Source organism: Microbulbifer maximicatervae (SeqCode), assembly GCF_052467065.1.
The window spans coordinates 332767-356817 of the sequence record NZ_CP174299.1; the positions used below are offsets into that span (position 1 = coordinate 332767).

A 24051-nucleotide genomic window follows, 5' to 3' on the forward strand; every position below is an offset into this window, starting at 1 on the left:
TATGACCGAAACGAATTCGACCACGACATCTCCCGAGAAGCCTAAAAAGGAAGGGTTTCTCAGCAATATCGCCTTCAATGTCATTATTCCGACATTGATACTGACCAAACTTTCCGGGGATGACTGGTTGGGCCCAACCTGGGCATTGATAGTGGCCCTGGCCTTCCCACTGGGTTATGGCCTTCGCGACCTGCTGCGCCTGGGCAAGGTCAATTTCTTCTCAGCCCTCGGGTTTATTGGCATCCTGCTCACTGGCGGCATCAGCTTGCTCAAGCTGGACCCGCAGTATATTGCGATTAAGGAAGCTGCAATCCCTGGCCTACTGGGTGTTGCAACGGCACTATCCGTTTATACCCGCTGGCCGCTGGTCAAAACCCTGCTTTACAACGATCAAATCCTGAATACGACAAAGATCGCCGAGTCATTACAGGCCAATGGTAACCAGCCAGCCTTCGACCGCACCTTGCGCCAGACTTCATGGATCGTTGCCGGGTCATTCTTTTTCTCCTCGGCGCTGAATTACATTCTCGCCAAAATGATCGTCACCAGCCCGCCGGGCACAGAGGCCTATAACACCGAACTTGGCGAAATGACCGCCTATGGATATCTGGTTATTGCGATCCCATCAACCCTGATTCTGATGGGTGCACTCTTTTTCCTGTTCTCCCGTATCGGCAAGCTGACCGGGTTGAAGCTGGAAGAAGTGATGGTCGCGCAATAACACCTTAAAAAAACTAACAAGAGCATTCAAAACAATGTGGTACGCAATCATCAGTGAAGATGTTAGCGATAGTCTCCCTTTACGCAAAAAAGCCCGCGCCGGTCATTTGGCCCGACTCAACCTTCTCAAAGATGAAGGTCGTCTCCTGGCTGCCGGCCCAAACCCCAGCATCGACAGCGAAGAGCCCGGTGAAGCCGGCTTTACCGGCAGCCTGGTAATTGCTGAGTTCCCCTCTTTGGAAGAGGCCAAAGCCTGGGCTGACAGTGACCCCTATATCGAAGCTGGCGTCTATGCATCGGTTACAGTCAAGCCCTACAAGCTTGTACTGCCCTGATAAAAACTCTAACTAACAAGCTGCATCACAATGAAGAAATTACTGTCCGGTGTGCTCGCTGTAGCGCTGCTGAACTCAGCACCAGCGGCACTTGCAGCGGAGACCCGCTATATTACCGACCAACTTCACGTGCCCATGCGCTCTGGCAAAGGCAATGAATTCCGGATTCTGCACCGCGGCCTGGCCAGTGGTACCGAGCTGGCTCTGCTCGAAGATGCCGCCTCGGACGGCTGGGCAAAAGTGCGTACCCCCAACGGCACTGAGGGCTGGATCAGACGCCAATACCTTGTCAGTGAGCCCGTGGCAAAACTAAAGCTGGCAACCGCAGAAGCCAACCTGGCCCGCTTTGAAAAAATGGAAGGTAATCTGGGGGGAGAAGTTCGCCGGTTGGAGACAGAAAACGGCGAACTGAATAGCGCCCTGACCTCTGCCCAGCAGCAGAGCCAGGAATTGGCCGCCGAACTCAAAAGCCTGAAGTCCCTTTCTGCCGACGCAATTTCGCTCAACGATCGCCATCAAAAGCTCCTGCATCAGTACGAGTTGCTGAAACAGGAAAAAAGCATGGCGGAAGCGGAAATTCAGCGCCTATCCGGTAGCGATGCCCGCAAATGGCAATTGTATGGTGCCCTATCCGTTGCATTAGGCGCTATTCTGGCGATGATTGCCCCCCATGTGCGCCCGCGCAAGCGCAATTCCGAGTGGGCCAACTGATCTCCCTCGCTACAACCAAAATCGCTTACTATACGACTGCGGGAGTGCTGAGAAGCACCCCGCAGGCAGCGATATTCAAATACTTTCTCTCTACCTATAACCATTCGCTGGCACAGAGGTAAACCGATTACCCCCGGACACTCAAAGGACACGGATGATGCGTAAATTAGTTATTTTTCTTTTCTGTACTCTATTCTGCCTTCCGCTATTTGCCCAAAACCCTCAGGTGAAACTAGAAACTGATCTTGGGGTTATTCGTATCGAGCTATATGCCAAGCAAGCACCAGTCACCGTAGAGAACTTCCTCGCCTATACCGATAGCGGCTTCTACGATGGAATTATCTTTCACCGTGTTGTGCCTGGATTTGTCGTCCAAGCCGGTGGTTTCACTTTTGATTTCCAAAGAAAAGAAACTCGCGAGGCTATCGCCAACGAGTCAGCTAACGGGCTCCAAAACCTGCGTGGCACCCTTTCCATGGCGCGCACAAACGATCCCGATAGTGCCACGTCCCAGTTTTTTATTAACCTGGTAGATAACACCCGTCTGGATGCCAGCGAGGATAAGCCTGGCTACGCAGTTTTTGGCAAGGTTATCGAGGGAATGGATATCGTAGAAAAAATTGAGCGGGAACCCCGCGGCCTTTATCGCAGGCACCCAGAGGCTCCCAATACTCCGATTCGGATTCTTTCCGCAAAACGAATTACAACCAGCGACAACACAGTCGCTGAACATAGCAAGGGAGAATAAGCATTGATCGCTCTCAGCGTAAATCTCAATAAAATTGCCTTAATCCGCAACTCCCGCGAGGGCAATTTTCCCGACGTAATCGCCCACGGACGCACTTGCCTCGATGCCGGGGCCCAGGGGCTGACCGTACACCCCCGTCCAGACCAACGACATATTCGTCCGGGCGACGTGCGCGACCTGGCAAAACTCTGCGCCAGCCGCAAGAACATAGAGTTCAACGTTGAAGGCAACCCCTTCGCCGCTCCCCTGGGGGACTACCCCGGCCTAATACCACTGGTTTTGGAAACCAAACCGGACCAGTGCACTTTGGTTCCCGACACCAATGATCAGCTCACGTCTGATCACGGATTTGACCTCAAGCAAGATGGCGATCGATTAGTTCCGATAATTGATCAACTTAAAAATGCCGGAATACGTGTCAGCCTGTTTATGGATCCAGACCTGGACCAGATCAGCCTGGCCAAACAGGTCGGCGCTGACCGTATTGAGCTCTACACAGGCCCCTACGCCGAAGCCGTAACCAAACAGAGCCCAGAGCTGGAAACAATTTTCTCTGCCCACTGTGCCGCCGCCGAGCACGCACATCAGCTGGGGCTGGGAATTAATGCCGGCCATGACCTCAACCTGGTTAACCTACCGCGCTATCGCACATTACCGGGCTTGCAGGAAGTCTCCATTGGCCACGCCTTTACTGTCGATGCTATTGGCATGGGCCTGGAAAATGCCGTTAACGCCTACGTCGACTGCCTCGCTGGAAGCTGATGCAAAGCCTCAATATTATTGGCGCAGGCCGCCTTGGCAAAACCCTGGGGCGGCTGTGGCAGGAGAGCGGTGTATTCGGGGTACAGTCAATTTATAACCGCAGTCTCGAAAGTGGACAAAGTGCCTGTCGATTTATCGGTGCAGGCAATGCTGTCGATTCCCTCTCAGCAATGACGTCAGCAGACCTATGGCTGATTGGTTGTATCGATAGTGAAATCGCTATATTTGCGCAGAGACTTGCCGACAGCGGTCTGGTCGACGAGCGCACTATTATATTCCACTGCAGTGGCGCTCTTAGCTCTAAAGAACTAGCCCCCCTGAGACCCGCCCTGGTTGCCAGCGCTCACCCGGTTCACAGTTTTGCCGAACCGGAAACCTCGCTGCAAACATTTGCCAAAACCAGCGTCGCTGTCGAAGGGGATAGCCATGCAGTAGAGGTTATCTCTGCGGCTTTTGCAGCCATTGGCTGTGAAACACTGGCTATTGATCCCCTTAACAAGTCTCTGTACCACGCTGGATCAGTGATCGCCTCCAACTACCTCACCACCCTAATGGACCTGAGCTTACAAAGCTTTGCAGCCGCCGGCATAGAGCGGGACAGTGCTCTTCGTCTGTTGGCGCCGATTGTTTCACAGACTCTGCAAAACAATTTGGCGCTGGGACCAGAAAGGTCGCTGACAGGCCCCATTGCCAGGGGGGATGTGGAAACCGTTGGCGCCCAGGTGGAAAGCCTTGCTTCAGTAGATAGCCAACTGGCACTTTGCTATCGCCATCTGGGCCTCGCCTGTGTAGAGTTGGCGCGGCGCGGCTCGCTCTCACCTGAGAGCGCAGCCAGATTGATCGAACTGCTGAGTGAGCCAACGCGGTGAAAGACTCCTCCGAATACCTGGAAAAGAAAGCCTTCTTCGATAGCCTCCTGACAATTTATGGGCGCAAGCCTGTGCTCGAGGCTCTCGAGGATTTATCTGTACCCGTCCATAAATTACATCTGGCCAGCAGCAACCGGCGCGACCAGCTAATCCAGCGAATGGAAACCCTGGCGGAAGAGCGCCAGATTGAAATTGCTTACTGGGATCGCAAGGGCCTGTCCCGGATTTCGAAGAATTCCCGTCAGGACCAAGGTGTAGCCCTCGACCTGGCCCTGCCTCACTACGGCAGAGCGGAGGACTTTTTACAGAAGGTTGCAGTCCCAGAGCACAAAAACACCTATGAACTTCTGGCCCTGGATGGCATAACCAACCCTCAAAACCTGGGCATGATTATTCGCTCAGCCTGTGCCGGCGGCATTGATGGAATCATCCTGCCAAAGAAAGGCTGTGCACAGATAGACCCCCTGGTTATCAAAGCCAGCACAGGCACACTGTTTAAAACCCGGATTTTGCGCTGTGACAAATTGGCAGCCACCCTGGGGGAGTTCCGCGAAGCGGGGGCTCAGGTTTGCGGGCTGTCATCCCACGCCCAGACGACCTTAAAAGAGGTCTCCAGTAAAGTCTCCACAATTTTTGTGCTGGGCAATGAAACCCACGGCGTTAGCGATGCCGTTGCAGCTCAGTGCAATGAACTGGTACGTATCCCCATGCAAAACGATGTGGAAAGCCTGAATGTGGCGGTCACGGCCGCGCTAATTAGCTTCCGCCGAGAAATTTAGCTCTGCCCCTGTGGGAGGTACCCGCCTCCCACTCCCTCAACTTATCCCACGAGCTCAATCCCAATCTAGCCAGGATTATCCACTACCCACAGATTCTGTGGATATCTCTGTGACTAACTTAGAGTAGTAGGCCGCAAAGGCCCGCCATTTGGTCTTTGTGACAATATGAAGAAAAAATAAACAACCCGGGAAACGCTCAAAAAATCAACGAGTTAGAGAAAACTTAGCTAAGCGTTTAGCGACAATCCGTACCAATTAAAGATCGAATAGAGAGAAGGGGCTGCTGTGGAAAATGAGACGCGAAGCCCAAAACAAAAAAAGAAAGGGGTGCTAAGCACCCCCTCTCGATTCTGCAGTTTACTCCCACTCAATTGTCGCGGGAGGCTTGCTGGAAACGTCGTAGACCACACGAGAGATCTGCTCTATCTCATTGATAATACGGTTGGAGACCTTCTCAATCAGCTCATAGGGGAGATGCGCCCAGCGCGCTGTCATAAAGTCCACGGTCTCTACCGCGCGAAGAGCAACCACGTATTCATATCGACGGCCATCACCGACAACACCCACAGATTTTACCGGAAGGAATACGGCAAAGGCCTGGCTGGTCTTGTGATACCAATCGGCATTGTGCAGTTCCTCGATAAAGATCGCATCTGCCTCTCGCAGAATATCGGCATACTCCCGCTTTACCTCACCGAGAATCCGTACGCCCAGACCCGGTCCCGGGAAGGGGTGACGGTAAACCATGTCGTAAGGCAGGCCCAGCTCCAGGCCGATCTTACGAACCTCGTCTTTGAACAGTTCACGCAGGGGCTCTACCAGCTCAAACTGCATATCCTCTGGTAAACCGCCCACATTGTGGTGAGACTTAATCACATGGGCCTTGCCGGTTTTTGCGGCGGCAGACTCAATAACGTCTGGGTAAATAGTGCCCTGAGCCAGGAATTTCACGTCCTGTAACTTGGAAGCTTCACGATCAAAAATCTCAATAAAGGTATTACCAATGATTTTGCGCTTGGCCTCAGGGTCTTTTTCACCTTGGAGGCGCCCAAGGAAATCCTCTTCCGCATCAGAACGGATAACGCGGACGCCCATATTGTCGGCGAACATCTGCATTACCTGGTCGCCTTCGTTTTTACGCAGAAGGCCATTATCTACAAATACGCAGGTCAGCTGATCGCCAATAGCCTTGTGCAGCAAAGCGGCTACCACAGAGCTGTCGACACCACCGGATAAACCGAGCAGCACCTTGCCCTCGCCCACCTGATCGCGGACTTTAGCAATAGAGTCTTCAATAATGTTCGCGGGAGTCCAGAGTTTCTCACACCCGCAAATATCAATCACAAAGTGCTCATAAATACGCATGCCTTGCAGGGTATGAGTCACTTCCGGGTGGAACTGTACACCGAAGAAATTCTTCTCAGCGTGGTACATACCGGCAATTGGGCAGGAATCGGTGGAAGCCAGCAGCTCAAAGCCCTCTGGCATCGCCACTACCTTGTCGCCGTGACTCATCCAAACATCCAGTAGGGAACTGCCATCATCAGCGATATGATCTTTGATATCGCTCAACAGGTTGGATTGGCCTTCAACTTTTACCTGGGCGTAGCCAAATTCGCGAATATCGCTGCCCTGTACGGTGCCTCCAAGCTGATGAGCCATGGTCTGCATGCCATAGCAAATGCCCAGTACCGGCACGCCCAGGTTATAAACCGCTTCCGGCGCGCGCGGGGAGCCCTCTTCCGGTACCGACTCGGGGCCACCGGCGAGAATAATGCCCTTGGGCTGATACTCACGAATTTCCTCTTCGGTCATATCGAAAGCTCGAATTTCAGAAAATACGCCCAGCTCGCGAACACGGCGGGCAATCAATTGTGTGTACTGGGACCCGAAGTCGAGAATGAGTATTCGGCTGGAATGGATATCTTGGCTCATGACTTACTCGATAACTGGATTAAATAACGGCAAACGGACCTTAAAGGTCCGTTTGCTGCTTGTTCCGTCTAAATTTTTTCACCTGGAGAAGGTCGAAGGCTTAGCGTCGGCCCACCGGGTAGTTGGGGGCTTCTTTGGTAATTTGAACGTCGTGGACATGGGACTCACCCATACCGGCTGCCGTGACCCGCACAAACTCAGGACGAGTACGCATGGTCTCGATATCGACGCTGCCGGTGTAACCCATGGCTGAACGCAAACCACCCATCATCTGATGAACAATGGCTGACAGCGGGCCTTTATAAGGCACTCGACCTTCGATACCTTCCGGTACCAGTTTTTCAGCGCCCTTGCTCGCATCCTGGAAATAGCGATCGGAAGAACCCTGGGTGCGAGACATAGCACCGAGAGAACCCATCCCACGATAGGACTTGTAAGTGCGGCCCTGATAGAGCTCAACTTCGCCCGGCGCCTCTTCGGTACCGGCGAACATGGAACCCATCATGACTGATGAGGCGCCGGCAACAATTGCCTTGGAGATATCGCCGGAGTAACGGATACCACCGTCGGCGATCATGGGCACACCAAATTCTTTAAGGGCTGTGGCAACCTCTGCAATTGCCGTCACCTGGGGTACGCCGATACCCGTTACGATGCGGGTGGTACAGATAGAACCGGGGCCGATACCCACTTTAACCGCATCCGCACCGGCCTCAACCAGTGCACGCGCTGCGTCAGCCGTAGCGATGTTGCCACCGATCACATCCACCTGGGGGTGCATTTCCTTAATGCGGCGCACGCGCTCAATCACGTTGCGGGAGTGGCCGTGGGCGGTATCTACTACCAGCACATCAACGCCGGCTTCTACCAATGCAGCTACGCGATCATCGGTATCCGGGCTGGTACCCACAGACGCGCCCACGCGCAGGCGACCGTCGGAATCCTTACAGGAGTTCGGGTACTGCTCTGCTTTGTTAAAGTCTTTAACCGTGATCAGGCCGCGCAACTCAAAGTTGTCGTTAACCACCAGTACCTTTTCGATACGGTGCTTATGCAGCAGTTCGCGGACTTCGTCGGGGCTCGCATCTTCGTGGGCCGTCACCAGACGCTCTTTCGGCGTCATGATGCTGGCGACACTGACGTCGAGATCAGTTAAGAAGCGAACGTCGCGGCTGGTAACGATACCTACCAAGTCGCCACGATCCATTACCGGTACACCGGAAATATTGTGGTGACTGGTCAGCGCGATCAACTCGCGCACAGTGGCATCGGACTCAATAGTAATAGGGTCTTTTACAACACCGGCTTCAAACTTCTTCACCGCGCGAACGGCAAGAGCTTGCTCTTCTATCGACATACTCTTGTGAATAATGCCGATACCCCCCTCCTGGGCCAACGCAATGGCCAGGCGAGCTTCCGTCACTGTATCCATAGCAGCGGACACAATGGGGATGTTCAGGGTAATGTTGCGGGAGAGTTGGGTTTTTAAACTCACATCCTTGGCCGTGACCTCGGAATATCCGGGCACAAGTAGGACGTCGTCAAAAGTGAGGGCTTCGCGCGCGATGCGCAGATTGGATTCAGACATTGTTGACACTCAAACCTCGAATAGGCGGGATTGGGTATCGGCGCGATTATACCTCTACGCGCCCAAAGCGCAAACATCAATTTGCAGAAAAACGGATTTGTACAGTAAAGCTCTTTACCTATAAGGGCGATACTGCAATATTGCTCCGCCCAATACGCCCGACGAGATTCACCGATGCAGACAATTCCCCCTAGTCAAAATGCCAAGCGCAGCGTGCTGTCGGTCAGTGACCTGAATCGGGAAGTTAAACATCTTCTGGAAAACAGTGTGCCCCTTCTATGGATCAGTGGGGAGATTTCCAATTTTTCCATGCCCAGTTCCGGGCACTGGTATTTTAGCCTTAAAGATGCGCGAGCCCAGGTGCGCTGCGCCATGTTTCGCGGTCGCAATCGCAGTGTCGCCTTTCGGCCGCAAAATGGTCGTGAGGTTTTAATTCGGGCCAGGGTGAGCCTGTACGAAGGGCGCGGAGAATTTCAGCTAATCGTTGAGCATATGGAGGAGGCCGGCTTTGGCGCCCTGATGCGCCAGCTGGAACAGCTCAAAGCAAAACTGAATGCTGAGGGCCTGTTCGAAACAAGCAGAAAACGCTCTCTTCCGTTTTTGCCAACCAATATCGGCATTGTCACTTCGCCGACAGGCGCGGCAATACGGGATATGATTCACGTATTGGGCAGGAGACACCCTTCTGCACAAATTGAAATCTGGCCCGTAGCCGTTCAAGGCCAGGGGGCCGCTCAGCAAATCGCGGCAGCGATTGAAAAAGCGGGCCGCAGTGGTCGCCACGATTTATTAATTGTCGGTCGCGGCGGAGGCTCCCTGGAGGACCTGTGGTCTTTTAATGAAGAAATTGTCGCCCGCGCACTGGCCGCAAGCCCTATTCCCACTATTTCTGCAGTCGGCCACGAAACCGATACGACTATTGCAGATTTAGCCGCAGACCTGCGCGCCCCCACCCCCTCTGCCGCAGCGGAAATAGCCAGCGCCAATGCTGCAGAAATTTTACAGCGGCTTGACCAGGTCCAGCGCAGATTACACCGCGCCATGGACAACCAACTGAAGCATTTATCTCAACAGGTTCAATTGCGACGCAACCGTTTGCGCCATCCCAAGGAGCAGCTCCTCAACCAAGCCCAACGGCTGGATCATTTGGAGATGCGCCTGGTAGCAGCTTGCCAACAACAAATCCAAAGTCGCAAATCCCAATTGGATTCCGCCTCCAGAGCTTTTGCCCACAACCTGCCGACACGCCGACTCGACAATAGTCGAAAGCAGTTAATTCAACTCAAGGGAAACCTGGAGCGTGCGATGCAACTGATATTACAGCGCGGCAGTGACAAACTCTCCCACGGGGCCCAATTACTACAAAACATCAGTCCTCTGGCAGTATTGCAGCGAGGCTACGCCATTGTTCTGGATTCAGAAAATCGCGCAATTCGCGATAGTTCAGAATTGGATACCGACCAGCAAGTCCATATTAAGCTGGCCAAAGGGAACTTCACTGCAGAAGTTAAAACCATCGAAAACTGATTTCTTTAACAATTAAAGGGCGCAAATCAAGCGACACTATAATGGTTGAGGTAGAGTGCCTTCGGAGCAATATATGGATAGTGAATCTACTGCTATCCACCTCAACCAGTGGACCTTGATACTACTTTCAGTACTACTGCTTGCCCTTGCAGCCTGCACGGAACCAGAGCGTGATTCTGGAGTAGCCGAATCAGTCACCATGTCAGCTGCCGAAGCGCAGGATGCCGACAAGCGATCAGGGCAACTGCCTGAAGTAACCCCCGCTAAAGAACAGCAAGTCAACTACATCGAAACCGGTGACCTTAGGGACATAAGAAAACACGGCACAATTCGGTTCGTTAATCTAACCGGTGCTTCCGAGGACCTGTTACCTCGTGACGATGTGGTGAGTCTCCGTCACTTCGAACTGGCCAACAAACTGGCCAAACAGTTAAAGCTGGAACCCAAGTGGATAAAAGCTGAAACGCCCGATGACGCGGTGCAAATGCTGATCGATGGCCAGGCAGATGTAATTGCCTATAACCTGACTGTCACTGACGCCCGTGAAGAAATTATTGACTTCACGGTTCCTCTCCGCCATTCGCGGTTAGTACTCGTCACTGGTCCTGAGGGTCCAGATATTTCAGATGCGAACAAATTAAAGGATCTGGAATTTATTATCCCCGCCGGCTCCTCTATTAAAGAAACTGCAGAGCAACTTGTTGCCGAAAATCCAAACTCAAACCTAACTATTCGAGAAATTGATATTAATGGTAACCGAGATACCTTGCTGGATATCATTAATGGCCAAAAGAACCGTGTTGCTATTTTGGAAGATTTTTCAGCCCAGGATTTGCGCAATTACCGCGATGACATGCGGATTGGTGCAGATGTATCTGAAGTACAAAATATTGCCTGGGGCGTACGCAAAGACTCCAAACGCCTGCATACCACTCTCGATAATTTTTTGACCCGCAACCTGGTTAAATCCCAGGAAGAACGCATTACCGATTGGAAGGGTATTAAAAAATCTGGAGTAATCAGGCTACTCACTTATAACGGGCCGACAACCTATTTCTTATGGAAAGGGGTATTAATGGGGTTTGACTACGACCTGGCCCAGGCTTTTGCCAATAAGCACAAACTCCAACTCCAGGTTATTGTTGTCCCCTACGAAGAAGACCTTGCCGACTGGCTGAGGGCGGGTCGCGGTGACTTTGCCGGGGCCGAACTCAATATTACCAGTGCCCGTGAAGACCAGGGCATGGTATTCACCAAGCCCTATGTCGAATCCACAGACCAGATCGTCAGTGGTAAAGGCAGCCCCCCTATTACCCAGATTCAGGATCTTAATGGCCGCAAATTAACCCTGCGCGCCTATTCATCATTTATTGAAACCGCTGAAACACTGAAAGAAGCAGGTATTGATGTCGATATCCGTGTGGCGCCGCCAGATATTTCCCAGTCACAAATCTTCTCATTAATCGCCGACGGGCTGGTAGATGCGACTATATCCCACTCCGGTCGAGCCAAGATTGAGGCATCCGTTCAGCCACAACTGGTACTCGGAACTCTTATCGGTGACCCGCGTCCACAGGGCTGGATGGTATTAAGACAAAATTGGCACCTGCTACAGAACTTGAATAAGTTTTTGAAAAATTACAGAAAAACGAGCCAATATCAAAAACAATACCAGGCTTATTTTGAGCCGAACAAACGATTTACCCAGCGAGTAAGTTCCCGGGTAATACCGGGAGAAAACCTCTCTCCTTACGATGAGTTGGTGAAGGAATCCGCCTTTAAATACGATTTTGATTGGCGCATGATCGTCGCGCAGATGTGGCAGGAAAGCAATTTCAACCCTAAAGCCGTATCTCCAGTTGGCGCGCAGGGATTGATGCAGGTAATGCCTGCCACAGCCGAGGAAATGGGATTTCCTCCGCCGCTGTTCGAACCTGAAAGAGGTATTAAAGCGGGGGTAAAATATATGGATTGGGTGCGCGATCGCTTTAATCCCGCTTTGCCAACCGTAAATAAACTCTGGTTTACTCTCGCTTCCTACAATGCAGGATACGGCCACTTACTCGATGCCCAGCGGCTGGCTAAAGAACTGGGACTGGATCCCAATGTGTGGTTCGACAATGTGGAAGTCGCCATGCTGAAACTGGCCCAGCCCCAGTACTTTAAGCGGGCTAGATACGGCTATGTGAGAGGCTCCGAGCCCGTGCAGTATGTGCGCAATATCAGCAATCTCTACAAAGCCTATGTGGAAATGATGAGCGATGATGTGACAGTCCGCCCACCTCTACAGCGCCTGCCCGGCAAAATCTATTGTGAACCCGGGGATGTGCCTGAGGGCGTTATTCAGCGGATGCCCACTTACTCCTCGCCCTAGGCAGCCACAAGCCCTCACAAGGTTAAAACGATTTTTCCGGTGATAGTGCCGGACTCCAGTAATTTATGGGCCTCAACCGCCTGCTGCAGCGGAAATTCAGCGGCTAGTTGCGGCCGCACTTTACCCGCTTCAATCAGCGGCCAAACCTTCTGTTCCAGCGATTTCGCAATACCGGCTTTCGCTTCTGGCGAGCGTGCCCTCAGAGTTGAGCCGGTCAATGTAAGTCGTTTCAACATCACCGGCATCATATTTACTTCTACTTTAGCGCCAGCCAGGTAGGCAATATTTACGATTCTGCCGTCGTTTGCGGCCACACGAATATTGCTATTGATATAGCTACCGCCCACCATATCCAAGATAACATCAGCTCCGTGATCATCAGTCATCTCGCGCACAACGGAGACAAAATCTTCATCCCGATAGTTAATCGCCTTCTCCGCTCCCAAAGCCACACAGGCTGCGCATTTATCTTCTGTTCCCGCAGTAGTGAAAACCCGGGCTCCCAATTGATGGGCCAGCTGGATCGCCGTGGTACCAATGCCAGAGGAACCACCATGGATTAAAATCACCTCGCCCGGTTTTAAACCGGCGCGGTCAAATACATTAGTCCATACGGTGAAAAAAGTTTCCGGCAATGCAGCTGCCTCAATAAGACTAAGGCCTTCGGGGACCGGGAGGCATTGCCCCTCTGGAGCTATTGCAAACTCTGCGTAACCTCCACCATTGGTCAGGGCGCAAACTTTATCTCCCACCTGCCAGCGCACAACTTTTTCCCCAACTTCAACAACCTCACCAGCCACTTCCAACCCCAATACCGGCGATGCTCCGGGAGGTGCCGGATAATGCCCTTGGCGCTGCACAATATCAGGGCGATTAACCCCAGCTGCGGCTACACGGATAAGGACTTCGTCTGCGCCGGGAGCAGGCTTATCCATCTCCTGCAATTGCATGACTTCAGGCCCACCAAATGTAGGCAGATCAATAAACCGCATATTTTTCCCCTTTATAGGTTCACTTTTATTGCCACACTATCGACACAAGAGTACCAAAAATCATCAAGCAATTTTTACTCAACACGCAACCCAATAAAAAACGGCCAGCCCCATCACAACATTTAATTGCGAAAAGGAACTGGCCGTTTCGAAGTCTGCTGACTTAAAAAATATTTTCTCTAAGCAGCAAGTTCTCAGCCGAGATTAGAGCTCGTAAATAAACTCAACCCCCATAACACGACCTTTATTCAGCGGAGTAAAGCTGGCACCGATACCACCAAGGGTAACTGGTAGCTGCGTGTCATTACCTTCAGTAACTTCATCAAGCATATTTTTGCCGAATACAGAAACTGTATATTGGCCGCTATCCGCAGTATAACCAATGCTAAAGTCCACCATTTCCACTTCAGACAGCATGCCTCTGTTGTCATCCGTATACGGTGCTTCATCGCGATGATTGTAGTTAATGCGGGAGGTGATTGTTCCGTAGGAACCCAGAGACAAATCGTGCACTAACCCTATACCATAAGTCCATGGCGCCAGGCGTGGGATCTCGAGACCCAGGTCTTCATCATCCACAAGACCGTCACCATTCAGGTCACCGAGTACCTTATCGTAATCGCCATCTACATAGCCCACGTTGAAGGTAAGCAGCAGGTTTTCACTGAGCGCAGCCATGGTCTCCAGTTCAGCACCACGAATTGTCGCATCTGCGGTGTTTCGAATGATTTGCGCCACACCGGTCACTGCGTCAGCGAGATTCTCCTCCCGCTGCATATCATCAATAGTGTTGTGGAATACCGCCATATTGGTACGAACACGGCCATCGAGCCAGTCTACCTTAGCCCCAATTTCGAAGCTGCTTTGCTCTTCCTGGTCCGTTGCCTGCGGGGTATAAGGCATTCCTGTGGTCGGATCTATACCTGCGTTGCGGAAGTTGTACCCTCCACTGCGGAAACCCTTGGTCCAGAATGTGTAGAGCTGCGTCTCGTCTGAAACAGTCCACTGCAAGCCAACTTTGGGAGTGAAGGCATTCCAGCTTTCGCTATCTTCAAAGTCGTAGGCAGCACAGCCGTCCAGCGTACAGAGGTTCAGGGGAATAGAGGCAATCTTCGCGTCTTTCTCCTCACTCGAGTAGCGTCCACCCAGGGTCAACACCCAGGCCTCGTTCAGATCGATATCAGCCTGGGTAAAGAATCCATAAGTGCTGTGATCCTGCACACCACCACCGGTCCAATCGATAATGCCGCCCTCACCGTCGGCCAGCAAACGATTTTCCAGGTAGGTTACATCCTGAGAGAACCAATAGGCACCGGCAGTGATGGCCGTGCGACCGAAACGGCCGGCATAGCGCAACTCGTTACTCAACTGGCTCTGATCCACGCTTGAGTCCGCATGGAAACCGACAAAAGGCAGGGAATCAATATCCCCCAAGCCCCGCGCCTCATATTCACGCCAAGCCAGGATATTTGTGATGGTGCCATCACCGAATTCAACATCTTTATTGAACTCAGTAATGATCTGGGACCACTCGTCTTTTTGATAACCCTCTTCGTCCTGGGCCACCTCAAAAGAATCTTCACTGTTGTCCCAATCAGGAATACCGAAAGCCTCAGCAATCTGGGTTGCACTCGGGTAGGCAACAAAACCGTCATCAGTGGTAACTATGTAAGGTTCATTACCACGGTTTTGCGCAACCACTCCATCGGAGTCCATGCGGCCGTGCTCCATCCGCACAAGCAGCTCTGCCGTTTCATTGAGTTGAACACTAAAGCTTGGGCGAATAAACCAGCTGTCAGAGGCACCGGCATTATCATTGCCGGTGGCAACATTTTCGAACCAGCCACGGTCATCGTTGTAGTAAACGGTCAGACGGCCGTTAACATCGTCAGAGATGGCACCATTAATTGAACCCGCAGTCACCACATCCAGATTATCCGTTGTGGACACCTTGACGCGAGCAGAGAATTCATCAGTTGGGCGCGCTGTTTTAACTACGACAGCACCACCGGTAACATTACGACCAAATAGCAGGCCCTGCGGACCACGGAGAACTTCGATACCCTCCAGGTCAAACACATCGGTAACAACACCCGCATTCACACCGAGGTACATACCATCGACAAAGACCCCTACTGTGGGATCAATTGATGGAATAGAGCTATTCACTCCAAGACCGCGCACAGTGAAGTTTGCCGTATTTTTTACGGTACCCACATCCTCCAGCTGGACGTTGGGCATTTTGAAAGAAAGGCTTTGTAAATCCCTGGTTTGCAGAGCCTCCAGTTGGTCACCGGAATAGGCGGTTGCCGCTACCGGAACATCCTGAAGTAATTCTGCGTCTGCACGCTTACGGGCTGTTACCTGCACTTCTTCCATAAGGGTGCCGACTGCTCCCTCTGCGGCATAACTGGGGCTAATACCACTGGCTAACCAAAGAGTTGCTACGGAACAGGCGGAAAGCAGAGCAGAGTGCTGCTTGGGTTTTGACGGACTTCCCATGTTTTCTCTCCATTGTTTTATTTTTTTTATGTACAACAACGGACTTATCGCAATCGGTACTGCCTGGCTCCACCGCTCTACCTCTATAAAGAGGCTCCGACTAAGTGAAGCTCCGATTCAAGACCGCGCTGATAAAGAGGCACAGATTTCGTAGTGAATCTGTGACATGGACAGGTTACAGGCTCACAACCGTGTGTGGAAGTCTATTTAACGTAAATGTCTGTAAAAATAACTCAATTAGTCTGGAAAGTTCTTTCAACTTGAAGAAAAAAATTAAAGGGAATGGAAAAAATAAAATTATGCACTGTTTAAGGGCGATACCCTAAGTTGCCCTTTTACATAGAAAATTGATTATTTTCAAAAAAGCCAATGACAATATGTATCTAAACCACCCCAAAAACACAAAACTTTTTGTCTATTTTAAATTGATGCGCTCTCAGCTCTTTTAGATCAGGCTGAAAGTGCCCTTCGATATTTCAGGTTATCGGCAATTCAAAACTAATAAACTCAATTAACCTGGTACTTTTAAATACATTAAATTTGACCAGTGGGTCCGCCTGAAAAATAAATTTCCATTAAAGCCAGGAGCTATTTCGGCGCAATAGGTGTGTCATCACCACCCGCAGCCACATGGGAAAGTATTTCATTTATTTCCGCTGCATCGAGGGTTTCTTTTTCCAAAAGAGCCCCAGCCAATGCATCCAATTTCTTGCGATTTTTTGTCAGCAACTGATCTACTTTCATCTCAATACCGCTGATCAAAGCAATAATTTCGTCATCAATAATCTCTGAGGTGTGTTCGCTGAAGTCCTTCTGCTGGGCCATCTCGCGCCCCAGGAATATATGCTCCTCTCCCCGGCGGAAAGCAACGGGGCCTAATTTTTCACTCATCCCCCAGTGCGTCACCATGTGGCGGGCCAGTCGCGTCGCCTGCTTTAAATCTGCCTCTGCACCAGTGCTCACCTCCTTGAATACCACCCGCTCAGCGACCCTCCCTCCAAGCATTACGCCGATACGATCGCGGAGATAACTGACCTGCATACTGTGATGCTCTTCGGTGGGAATCTGCTCGGTAGCGCCGAGACTGTGCCCCCTGGGGATAATAGTCGCCTTCTCCAAGGGGTCTGCATTGGGCAATAGCGTTGCTACCAGCGCATGTCCCGCTTCGTGGTAGGCGATAATCCGCTTGTCCTCTTCACTGATAACCATTTCGCGCTCGCCACCGAGAACCACTTTATCCCTCGCCCTCAATAAACAATCCATATCCACTGCGGACTTATCTTCTCGCCCCGCCAACAGTGCGGCCTCATTAATCAGGTTTTCCAGATCCGCGCCGGCAAAACCTGCAGTCAGGGCCGCGAGCCGCTCCAGATCCACCTTGCCGTGCAATGGAACATCGCGGGAATGAATCTCAAGAATTTCCTTGCGCGCGGCCTTGTCTGGAAGGTCCAGAGTAATTTTTCGGTCAAAGCGCCCCGGTCTTAGCAGCGCCGCATCGAGAACGTCGGGCCTGTTGGTTGCCGCAACCACCACCACCGCTTCCTGGGGATCAAAGCCATCCATCTCCCCAAGGATCTGATTGAGCGTCTGCTCCCGCTCATCGTGTCCGCCACCAACGCCCGTCCCCCTCGCCCGACCGACGGAGTCAATCTCATCGATAAAAATAATTGAAGGGGCATCTTTCTTGGCTTCTGCAAACATATCCCGCACACGGGAAGCACCCACCCCTACAAACATCTCAATAAACTCAGAGCCACTAATACTGAAAAATGGCGCTTCACTCTCACCAGCCAGCGCTTTCGCCATCAGGGTTTTGCCCGTACCGGGAGGCCCCATTAGCAAAATGCCCCGGGGTATCTTCGCTCCGAGCTTGCGATAGTGCTCCGGGTTCTTGAGGTACCCCGCCACTTCTTGCAGGTCCTTCTTCGCATTTGCCAACCCGGCCACATCATCGAAAGTCACTTGAGACTCACTGCGCTCAAACCGCTTTGCTGGTGATCGAGCAAAACCGAAGGGACTGCCGGGAGCTCCACTGGCCATCTTTTCCTGCATTCGCCGCCCCATCCAAACCAGGAGCCCAATAATCAGTATCCAGGGCAGAAGCAGTATCAACATCCGCTGCATAAAGCCCCCTCCCGGGGACTCTGCCAGGATTTCCACCTTCTCCTTTTCCAGAAGGGGGAGCAGTTCGGGGTCTTGAACGGAAGGTAAAATGGTTGTGAAGTGTTCCGGCGGTGGAGCCTTTTTTTCTTTCTCGCCAGTGTTTGACGCCGGCAGCTTGCCCGCCTCCGGCTTAAAAGTGCCGCTGACTCTATCCCCCTCGATAACCACGCTGGCAACTTTGCCTTCGGCGACCTCTTTCTTAAAGTCACTGTAAGCTAACTCAGTCCGCTTGCCAGAAAGCTGTCCGTTAGTGCAGTACTGTACAGTCAGTATTAAAAGGAAAATCCACAGGAAGTACTGAAGCCAATTCAGCGGCCCTTGCGGAACCGGCTTTCCCGATGGCGGTGAAGGAGACTCCCCCTGCGGCAGCTTTCGCTCTTGGTCCTGCTCGTCCGCCATATATTCTCACTATATCTCTGGAGAAGCCTGCCGCCGGAAGATAGGCCGGACCTGGCAATGGGCAATGGAAAAGGTGCGAATCATCGGAATCCCGGTAGAGTAATGAGTATAGTTCGCCGCCAATCACACCGAAGAATTTAATGCCTCGCCCCTGGATCACTGGCGCAATCGGTACTCAAGGCATATTTTTCAAAGTAAGACTTGCAAATTGAGGAAAGGCACGGCAGAATTCGCGCCCTGTCGAGACTGGTCGACCGCTCCCAGAGGGCCCCAGAAACTCGGTAAGTTGCGGATTTTTAAGGATTTTTTCCAAAAAGAGGTTGACGGCAACGAATCAACTCTCTATAGTTCGCACCCATAACGACGCGCTCGTAGCTCAGCTGGATAGAGTACCTGGCTACGAACCAGGCGGTCGGAGGTTCGAATCCTCCCGAGCGCGCCATACAAAGAAAAGGGCTTACGTTTCACGACGTAAGCCCTTTTTTGTTGTAGAACAGCTAGTGCCAAATTGCTCTTTGCACAATTTATTCTTCGCGGCCTCGCCCCACCCCAGCAACCCCCATTCACTTTAAGCAATCACAAACAGCTTCAATGATCCAACGGGGTTAGAAACAATCTCTTTCATTCGTTCCATACAGCAGATAGATATACGCACATCAGTCAGCGGGGGCAATTACACCAACTGTGCAACCTCCAGATACGTTAATCCATTTTCATCTCGCTAGGGTCCTGTGCTCGACTAGAGATTTCGACACACAAAAGAAAGTTAGGAGTTATTACTCCTCACTTGGGCTCGATCGCACTTGGAAAAGGATTGAAGCCCCCTTCCACTTTTGCAGCTGCGCCTACGCCAAGATAGCAATCGATATACTGCAATTCATTCATACCTCAGAGAAGAAAACTCCCACCCACGCAGAGCAACAGCAGGGCAAACAAACGCTTAAGCAATCGCGGAGATAACTTGTGGGCCAGTCGCGCTCCAAAACGGGCGAAGAACATGCTGGTGATAGCGATGCCGACCATGGCTGGCAGGTAGATAAAACCAAAACTCCACTGCGGCAGTTCAGGTTGCTGCCAACCAATAGCCATAAAACTCAGAGCGCCGACGGCAGCAATCGGCAGACCACAGGCTGAGGAAGTTGCCACTGCTTGCTGCATCGGCACGCTGCGCCAAGTCAGAAAGGGAACCGTCAGTGTGCCACCGCCGATGCCAAAGATGGCAGAGGCCCAGCCTGTTACCCCGCCGGCCGCTGTCAGCCCCAGCCTGCCGGGGACAGCGTGGCTGGCCCTGGGCTTAAGCTCCAACCCCATTTGAATGGCAATGGTGATAGCAAATACACCAATAATCTTTTGCAGCATCGACCCCTGGATAGCTGCCGCAGTGAACGAGCCGAGACTTGCACCGAGAAGAATACCCAGACTCATCCAGGCAAAAGTTGGCCATAGCACCGCGCCTTTGCGCTGATGCTCCAGAACCGAGTTAATCGAAGTAAAGACAATAGTCGCTAGCGAAGTACCCACAGCCAGGTGAGTCAGTACATGCGGATCGATACCCTGGGCTGTAAAACTGAACACCAGCACAGGTACAATGATGATGCCACCACCGACGCCAAACAAACCGGCCAACACCCCGGCCACAGCCCCTAGCAGCAGGTAGAGTAGAAATTCCATAAATTCCTCGAATTGATTGATGCGGGTTTCTTCCGGAAGCAGGCGATGGGGCCGCATGTCCGCAACCCGTTGCTCACATGTATTACCCGGCTGGGGACACCGCAGTAAGGTTGCGATATTGACCTTTGAAATACAGAAGTGGCTGCCTTGCAGCAGCTTTTTGTAGGTTTAACGCCTTCACCTCACCAATCACAATCAGGTGATCTCCCGCAGCGTGTTCAGCATGAATTTCACAGTCAAGCCAATGCAGGCTGCCGGCGATAATGGGATTCCCCAGCGGCGATTCCTGCCATTCGACTTCACTCCATTTGTCCGCGCCTTGACGAGCAAACTGGTTGGAAATCGTAACCTGATCATCCGACAGAATATTGACCGAAAATCGGCCTGCCTGGCGAATTTTGGGGTAGCTGTACGAACTCGACATAACGCTGAATGACACTAATGGCGGGCTCGTCGATACGCTATAAAACGACTGGCAGGTGAAGCCTATCGGCTCACCCTCACAGTGCGATGCGATCACCGTAATACCGGAGGCGTAATGCCCCAGCGCTTCGCGAAAACGCAATGGCTCTATAGCCGTACTGGAAAGTGACATGGGAGCACCTGAATATTGGGGACAGCTAAACCGAGAGCTCTCTTCGGACAATTTCTGCACCTGCACTTAATGCATTGAGCTTACCGTTCGCAACTTGACGGGATAGCGGCGCCATACCACAGTTCGTACAGGGAAAGAGATCCTTAGCATCCACATACTTGAGTGCTTTTCGCAAGGTATCGGCGACTTCCTCCGGTGTTTCAATCGTGTTGCTTGCCACATCAATAGCGCCCACCATCACTTTTTTACCACGAATCAGCTCAAGGAGATCCATTGGAACATGGGAGTTGTGGCATTCGAGGGAAATTAGATCGATATTGGATTTTTGCAGTTTTGGAAATGCTTCTTCATATTGCCTCCACTCTGAACCCAGAGTTTTCTTCCAGTCTGTATTGGCTTTGATACCGTAGCCATAGCAGATATGTACGGCAGTTTGGCACTTCAGCCCCTCGATGGCTTTTTCTAAAGTGGCAATCCCCCAGTCATTCACCTCATCAAAAAACACATTAAATGCGGGCTCATCAAATTGAATAATATCAACACCCGCAGCCTCTAACTCACGCGCTTCCTGATTGAGAATTTTGGCAAATTCCCAGGCGAGCTTTTCACGGCTTTTATAGTGGCTATCGTAGAGAGTATCAATCATTGTCATGGGGCCAGGTAATGCCCACTTGATAGCTTGACTGGTTTGCTGGCGTAAGAACCTGGCATCTTGAACAAATACTGGTTGTTGCCTAGATACTTCGCCAACAACTGTCGGCACGCTCGCATCATAGCGATTGCGGATTTTAACGGTTTCCCGCTTCTCGAAGTCAACGCCGTTGAGGTGCTCAATAAATGTAGTTACAAAATGTTGGCGGGTCTGCTCCCCGTCACTAACGATATCGATACCGGCTTGTTGTTGCTCTTGTAATGTCAGGCGCAAGGCATCCTGCTTACCTTCTTGTAATTGATCGCCCTGTAATTTCCAGGGAGACCAAAGTTTTTCGGACTCTGCGAGCCAGGATGGTTTAGGCAAGCTTCCAGCGCTTGAAGTTGGCAATAGGCGATTCATGAAAAATAATCTTATCTATATTTGTTAATTAAAGCGCGTAATTAGCGGCCCACTGATCAAGGATACTTCTGTATGGCTTGATAAATTGTTCTTCAGTAAATTTCCCTTGCTTTATAGCCAGCTGGCTACGCTCTTCCCGGTCATAAACAATTTTAGTCAGTGAATAATCCTGGTGCTTCAAGCTGGGCTGATAGCAGGTCCCCGCTACAGAATTTGCATTGTATATTTCAGGCCGATATATCTTTTGGAAGGTCTCCATCGTGCTGATAGTGCCGATAAGCTCAAGATTCGTATAATCACCAAGCAAATCACCTTGAAAGTAAAAAGCCAAAGGGGCAACACTATCCGGCGGCATAAAATAGCGAACCTGCAAACCCATTTTCTCGAAATACTCATCAGTTAAAGAGTATTCGTCCTGCCGATACTCAACACCCAGCACGGGGTGCCGGTTTTCAGTTCGATGATAAGTCTTACTGCTCGATACACTCAGACAAATAACAGGGGGCTTGCTGAAGTTATCCTTGTAGGCACTTGAATTCAGGAACGATTGAAAAATTTTCCCGTGAAGATCACCATAACCTTCAGGAAGGCTAAACTTGTCTTGCTTCTCGTTATGCTCCAACAACAACACGCTGAAATCATAATCCCGCACATATGAAGAAAAGTTGTTTCCTACTATGCCCTCAATCCGTTGATTGTTTTTATGATCAACAATATTCGTCTTCAATACTTCAATGGTAGGAAAGGCTTCTCCGTTGCCTTCAATATCAATATCAACGGAAATAATATCCAGCTCTACAGAGTAACGATCTGCACTAGGGTTGTCCCAATGCGCCAAGGCATTGAAACGACGATCAATCATTCTCAAGGTGTTGAGCAAGTTATCCCGACGGCTCTCCCCTCTCGCCAAGTTCGCAAAATTGGTGGTGATCCGCGTGCTATCCGCTGGATGATAGTTTTCATCAAAACGTAAGCTCTTGATGGTGAATGCAAACTCTTTATTCATTGCGGCCTGGTATCCTGATTCCTAAGGCAAAAACTGAGTTCTTTGCTTGGTGATTGACATTGCCAGGCAGGATAAGCCTCTTTATAAATGAAAAAAAATGGTATATTTTCAACCATCCATTAATTTTACTCATGGTTTGCTCGGGTAAAGCTATGCTAGAGCGCACGCACTTAACAATAATCCAGGCCGTAGACCATCACGGTTCGCTAACCGCTGCGGCCAAGCACCTTTGCCTAACCCAGTCGGCGCTGAGTCACACGGTACGCAAGCTGGAACAGAACCTCGGGGCCCCTATCTGGTTGCGTGAGGGCCGCAGCTTGCGCTTGACCCAGGCTGGTGAATATCTGCTTGGATTGGCCAATCGAGTCCTGCCACAACTGGAACACGCTGAGAGCAAGCTCAAGCAAATGGCCCAGGGTGAACGCGGTACCCTGCGTATCGGTATGGAATGCCACCCCTGCTATCAGTGGTTACTGAAAGTAGTGTCGCCATTTCTGGAAGATTGGCCGGACGTGGATGTGGATGTTAAGCAGAAATTCCAGTTTGGAGGTCTCGGCGCTTTACTGGGTTACGAAATCGACCTGCTAGTTACCCCTGACCCTTTCTATAAAGCCGGACTGCGCTTCGATCCCGTATTTGACTACGAGCAGGTGCTGGTAGTCCCTCGCGATCACCCAATGGCAAAGCGAAAGTACCTGACAGCAGAAGACCTACGGGATCAGGTGTTGTTAACTTACCCCGTGCCGCCGGACCGCCTGGATATCTATACCCAGTTTCTCAACCCTGCGGGCGTGGTGCCACTGCGCCACAAGACCAGTGAAACTACCGATATCATGCTACAGATGGTGGCCAGCGGCCGCGGGGTCGCGGCCCTGCCACGCTGGCTTGCAGAGGAGTACTCTACCAAGCTGGCACTATCGGTGGTGCGCCTCGGGCGAGAAGGTATTGCCAAACAGATTTTCTTAGGAACTCGTGAAGACGACTGCGAAGTTGAATACCTGAGCGCTTTTATCAAACTGGCCAGAGGTTATGAGCACTCAGAAACTAAAGCCTAATGCTGGTGAGATTTACCGTTTACTCAGGTAGCAGTTTGAACAGTCACCATAGAGTGAAAAATATTTACGAAGTACGGACCTTTCCACTACCCGCAAACACGCCCGCACAGAAAAACTTGCCAACCCTAAGTAATCCATTTGCGTTTTTCACTGCTAAACGGCACGCCCTGGCAGTGACAAATACAGCGAGCTACGCCACTGAAATTTACTAAACAATAAATTTGAATTTGCTGGCAACGGGCCAGGCAATTGGAGGTTCGAACTTT

General features: G+C 51.3%; 19 protein-coding genes and 1 tRNA gene. 11 read left to right on the forward strand and 9 right to left on the reverse strand.

What is annotated here, in order from left to right; translation table 11 throughout:
• Position 1 precedes the first annotated feature (1 nt).
• From ACJJI1_RS01565 to rlmB, 7 genes are all read left to right on the forward strand, one after another.
• On the forward strand, positions 2-721 hold the full coding sequence (locus ACJJI1_RS01565) for a VC0807 family protein (protein ID WP_282933704.1): 720 nt from the start codon (positions 2-4) through the stop codon (positions 719-721).
• 34 nt (positions 722-755) lie between these two features.
• A complete protein-coding gene (locus tag ACJJI1_RS01570; protein WP_108734042.1) occupies positions 756-1055 on the forward strand; it encodes a YciI family protein in 300 nt (99 codons plus the stop codon).
• Positions 1056-1085: 30 nt separating this feature from the next.
• Positions 1086-1766 (forward strand): TIGR04211 family SH3 domain-containing protein, encoded by a 681-nt coding sequence (locus ACJJI1_RS01575; protein WP_444896521.1) that lies wholly within the window; start codon positions 1086-1088, stop codon positions 1764-1766.
• Positions 1767-1923: 157 nt separating this feature from the next.
• The gene (locus tag ACJJI1_RS01580) at positions 1924-2514 is read left to right on the forward strand and encodes a peptidylprolyl isomerase (protein WP_444958346.1); all 591 of its coding nucleotides are present in this window, start codon (positions 1924-1926) and stop codon (positions 2512-2514) included.
• A 3-nt stretch (positions 2515-2517) separates the two neighbouring features.
• Positions 2518-3276, forward strand: coding sequence for a pyridoxine 5'-phosphate synthase (locus ACJJI1_RS01585; RefSeq protein WP_444958347.1), 759 nt, complete (start codon positions 2518-2520; stop codon positions 3274-3276).
• Positions 3276-4145: a Rossmann-like and DUF2520 domain-containing protein gene (locus ACJJI1_RS01590; RefSeq protein ID WP_444958348.1), complete on the forward strand. Its 870-nt coding sequence runs from the start codon at positions 3276-3278 to the stop codon at positions 4143-4145. The genes ACJJI1_RS01585 and ACJJI1_RS01590 overlap by 1 nt, the downstream gene beginning before the upstream one ends.
• A complete protein-coding gene (rlmB, locus tag ACJJI1_RS01595) occupies positions 4142-4924 on the forward strand; it encodes a 23S rRNA (guanosine(2251)-2'-O)-methyltransferase RlmB (RefSeq protein ID WP_444958349.1) in 783 nt (260 codons plus the stop codon). The genes ACJJI1_RS01590 and rlmB overlap by 4 nt, the downstream gene beginning before the upstream one ends.
• A 357-nt stretch (positions 4925-5281) precedes the next feature.
• Here rlmB and guaA read toward each other — a convergent pair whose 3' ends face one another.
• Both guaA and guaB read right to left on the reverse strand, forming a co-directional pair.
• Entirely contained in the window at positions 5282-6859 is a 1578-nt protein-coding gene (gene guaA / locus ACJJI1_RS01600) for a glutamine-hydrolyzing GMP synthase (protein WP_444958350.1), read from the reverse strand.
• 100 nt (positions 6860-6959) lie between these two features.
• Positions 6960-8447 carry an IMP dehydrogenase gene (guaB, locus tag ACJJI1_RS01605; RefSeq protein WP_282933710.1) on the reverse strand — a complete coding sequence of 496 codons (1488 nt, stop codon included), beginning with the start codon at positions 8445-8447 and terminating at the stop codon, positions 6960-6962.
• A 174-nt stretch (positions 8448-8621) separates the two neighbouring features.
• Here guaB and xseA point away from each other — a divergent pair, with 174 nt between their 5' ends.
• Both xseA and ACJJI1_RS01615 read left to right on the forward strand, forming a co-directional pair.
• On the forward strand, positions 8622-9974 hold the full coding sequence (gene xseA / locus ACJJI1_RS01610) for an exodeoxyribonuclease VII large subunit (protein WP_444958351.1): 1353 nt from the start codon (positions 8622-8624) through the stop codon (positions 9972-9974).
• A gap of 73 nt (positions 9975-10047) precedes the next feature.
• Positions 10048-12348 (forward strand): transporter substrate-binding domain-containing protein, encoded by a 2301-nt coding sequence (locus tag ACJJI1_RS01615; protein WP_444914395.1) that lies wholly within the window; start codon positions 10048-10050, stop codon positions 12346-12348.
• Between the two features lie 14 nt (positions 12349-12362).
• Here the strand turns inward: ACJJI1_RS01615 and ACJJI1_RS01620 are convergent, their stop codons facing one another.
• The 3 genes from ACJJI1_RS01620 to ftsH form a co-directional block, all read right to left on the reverse strand.
• On the reverse strand, positions 12363-13340 hold the full coding sequence (locus ACJJI1_RS01620; protein ID WP_444914396.1) for an NAD(P)H-quinone oxidoreductase: 978 nt from the start codon (positions 13338-13340) through the stop codon (positions 12363-12365).
• A 204-nt stretch (positions 13341-13544) separates the two neighbouring features.
• Positions 13545-15842 carry a TonB-dependent receptor gene (locus ACJJI1_RS01625; RefSeq protein ID WP_444958352.1) on the reverse strand — a complete coding sequence of 766 codons (2298 nt, stop codon included), beginning with the start codon at positions 15840-15842 and terminating at the stop codon, positions 13545-13547.
• Positions 15843-16430: 588 nt separating this feature from the next.
• On the reverse strand, positions 16431-18404 hold the full coding sequence (ftsH, locus tag ACJJI1_RS01630; RefSeq protein ID WP_444958353.1) for an ATP-dependent zinc metalloprotease FtsH: 1974 nt from the start codon (positions 18402-18404) through the stop codon (positions 16431-16433).
• Positions 18405-18769: 365 nt separating this feature from the next.
• Here ftsH and ACJJI1_RS01635 point away from each other — a divergent pair.
• Positions 18770-18846 (forward strand) — tRNA-Arg (locus ACJJI1_RS01635).
• A gap of 446 nt (positions 18847-19292) precedes the next feature.
• On the opposite strand, the gene ACJJI1_RS01640 is transcribed toward ACJJI1_RS01635, so the two are convergent.
• From ACJJI1_RS01640 to ACJJI1_RS01655, 4 genes are read right to left on the reverse strand one after another with little or no spacing between them, the layout of a single operon-like run.
• Positions 19293-20132, reverse strand: coding sequence for a sulfite exporter TauE/SafE family protein (locus ACJJI1_RS01640; protein ID WP_444958354.1), 840 nt, complete (start codon positions 20130-20132; stop codon positions 19293-19295).
• A 25-nt stretch (positions 20133-20157) separates the two neighbouring features.
• Positions 20158-20670 carry a flavin reductase family protein gene (locus ACJJI1_RS01645; protein WP_444958355.1) on the reverse strand — a complete coding sequence of 171 codons (513 nt, stop codon included), beginning with the start codon at positions 20668-20670 and terminating at the stop codon, positions 20158-20160.
• 25 nt (positions 20671-20695) lie between these two features.
• Positions 20696-21724: a methionine synthase gene (locus tag ACJJI1_RS01650; RefSeq protein ID WP_444958356.1), complete on the reverse strand. Its 1029-nt coding sequence runs from the start codon at positions 21722-21724 to the stop codon at positions 20696-20698.
• Positions 21725-21752: 28 nt separating this feature from the next.
• The gene (locus tag ACJJI1_RS01655) at positions 21753-22730 is read right to left on the reverse strand and encodes a DUF1852 domain-containing protein (RefSeq protein WP_444958357.1); all 978 of its coding nucleotides are present in this window, start codon (positions 22728-22730) and stop codon (positions 21753-21755) included.
• 152 nt (positions 22731-22882) lie between these two features.
• Between ACJJI1_RS01655 and ACJJI1_RS01660 the strand changes: the two genes are divergently transcribed.
• Positions 22883-23785, forward strand: coding sequence for a LysR family transcriptional regulator (locus tag ACJJI1_RS01660; protein ID WP_444958358.1), 903 nt, complete (start codon positions 22883-22885; stop codon positions 23783-23785).
• Positions 23786-24051: the final 266 nt, after the last annotated feature.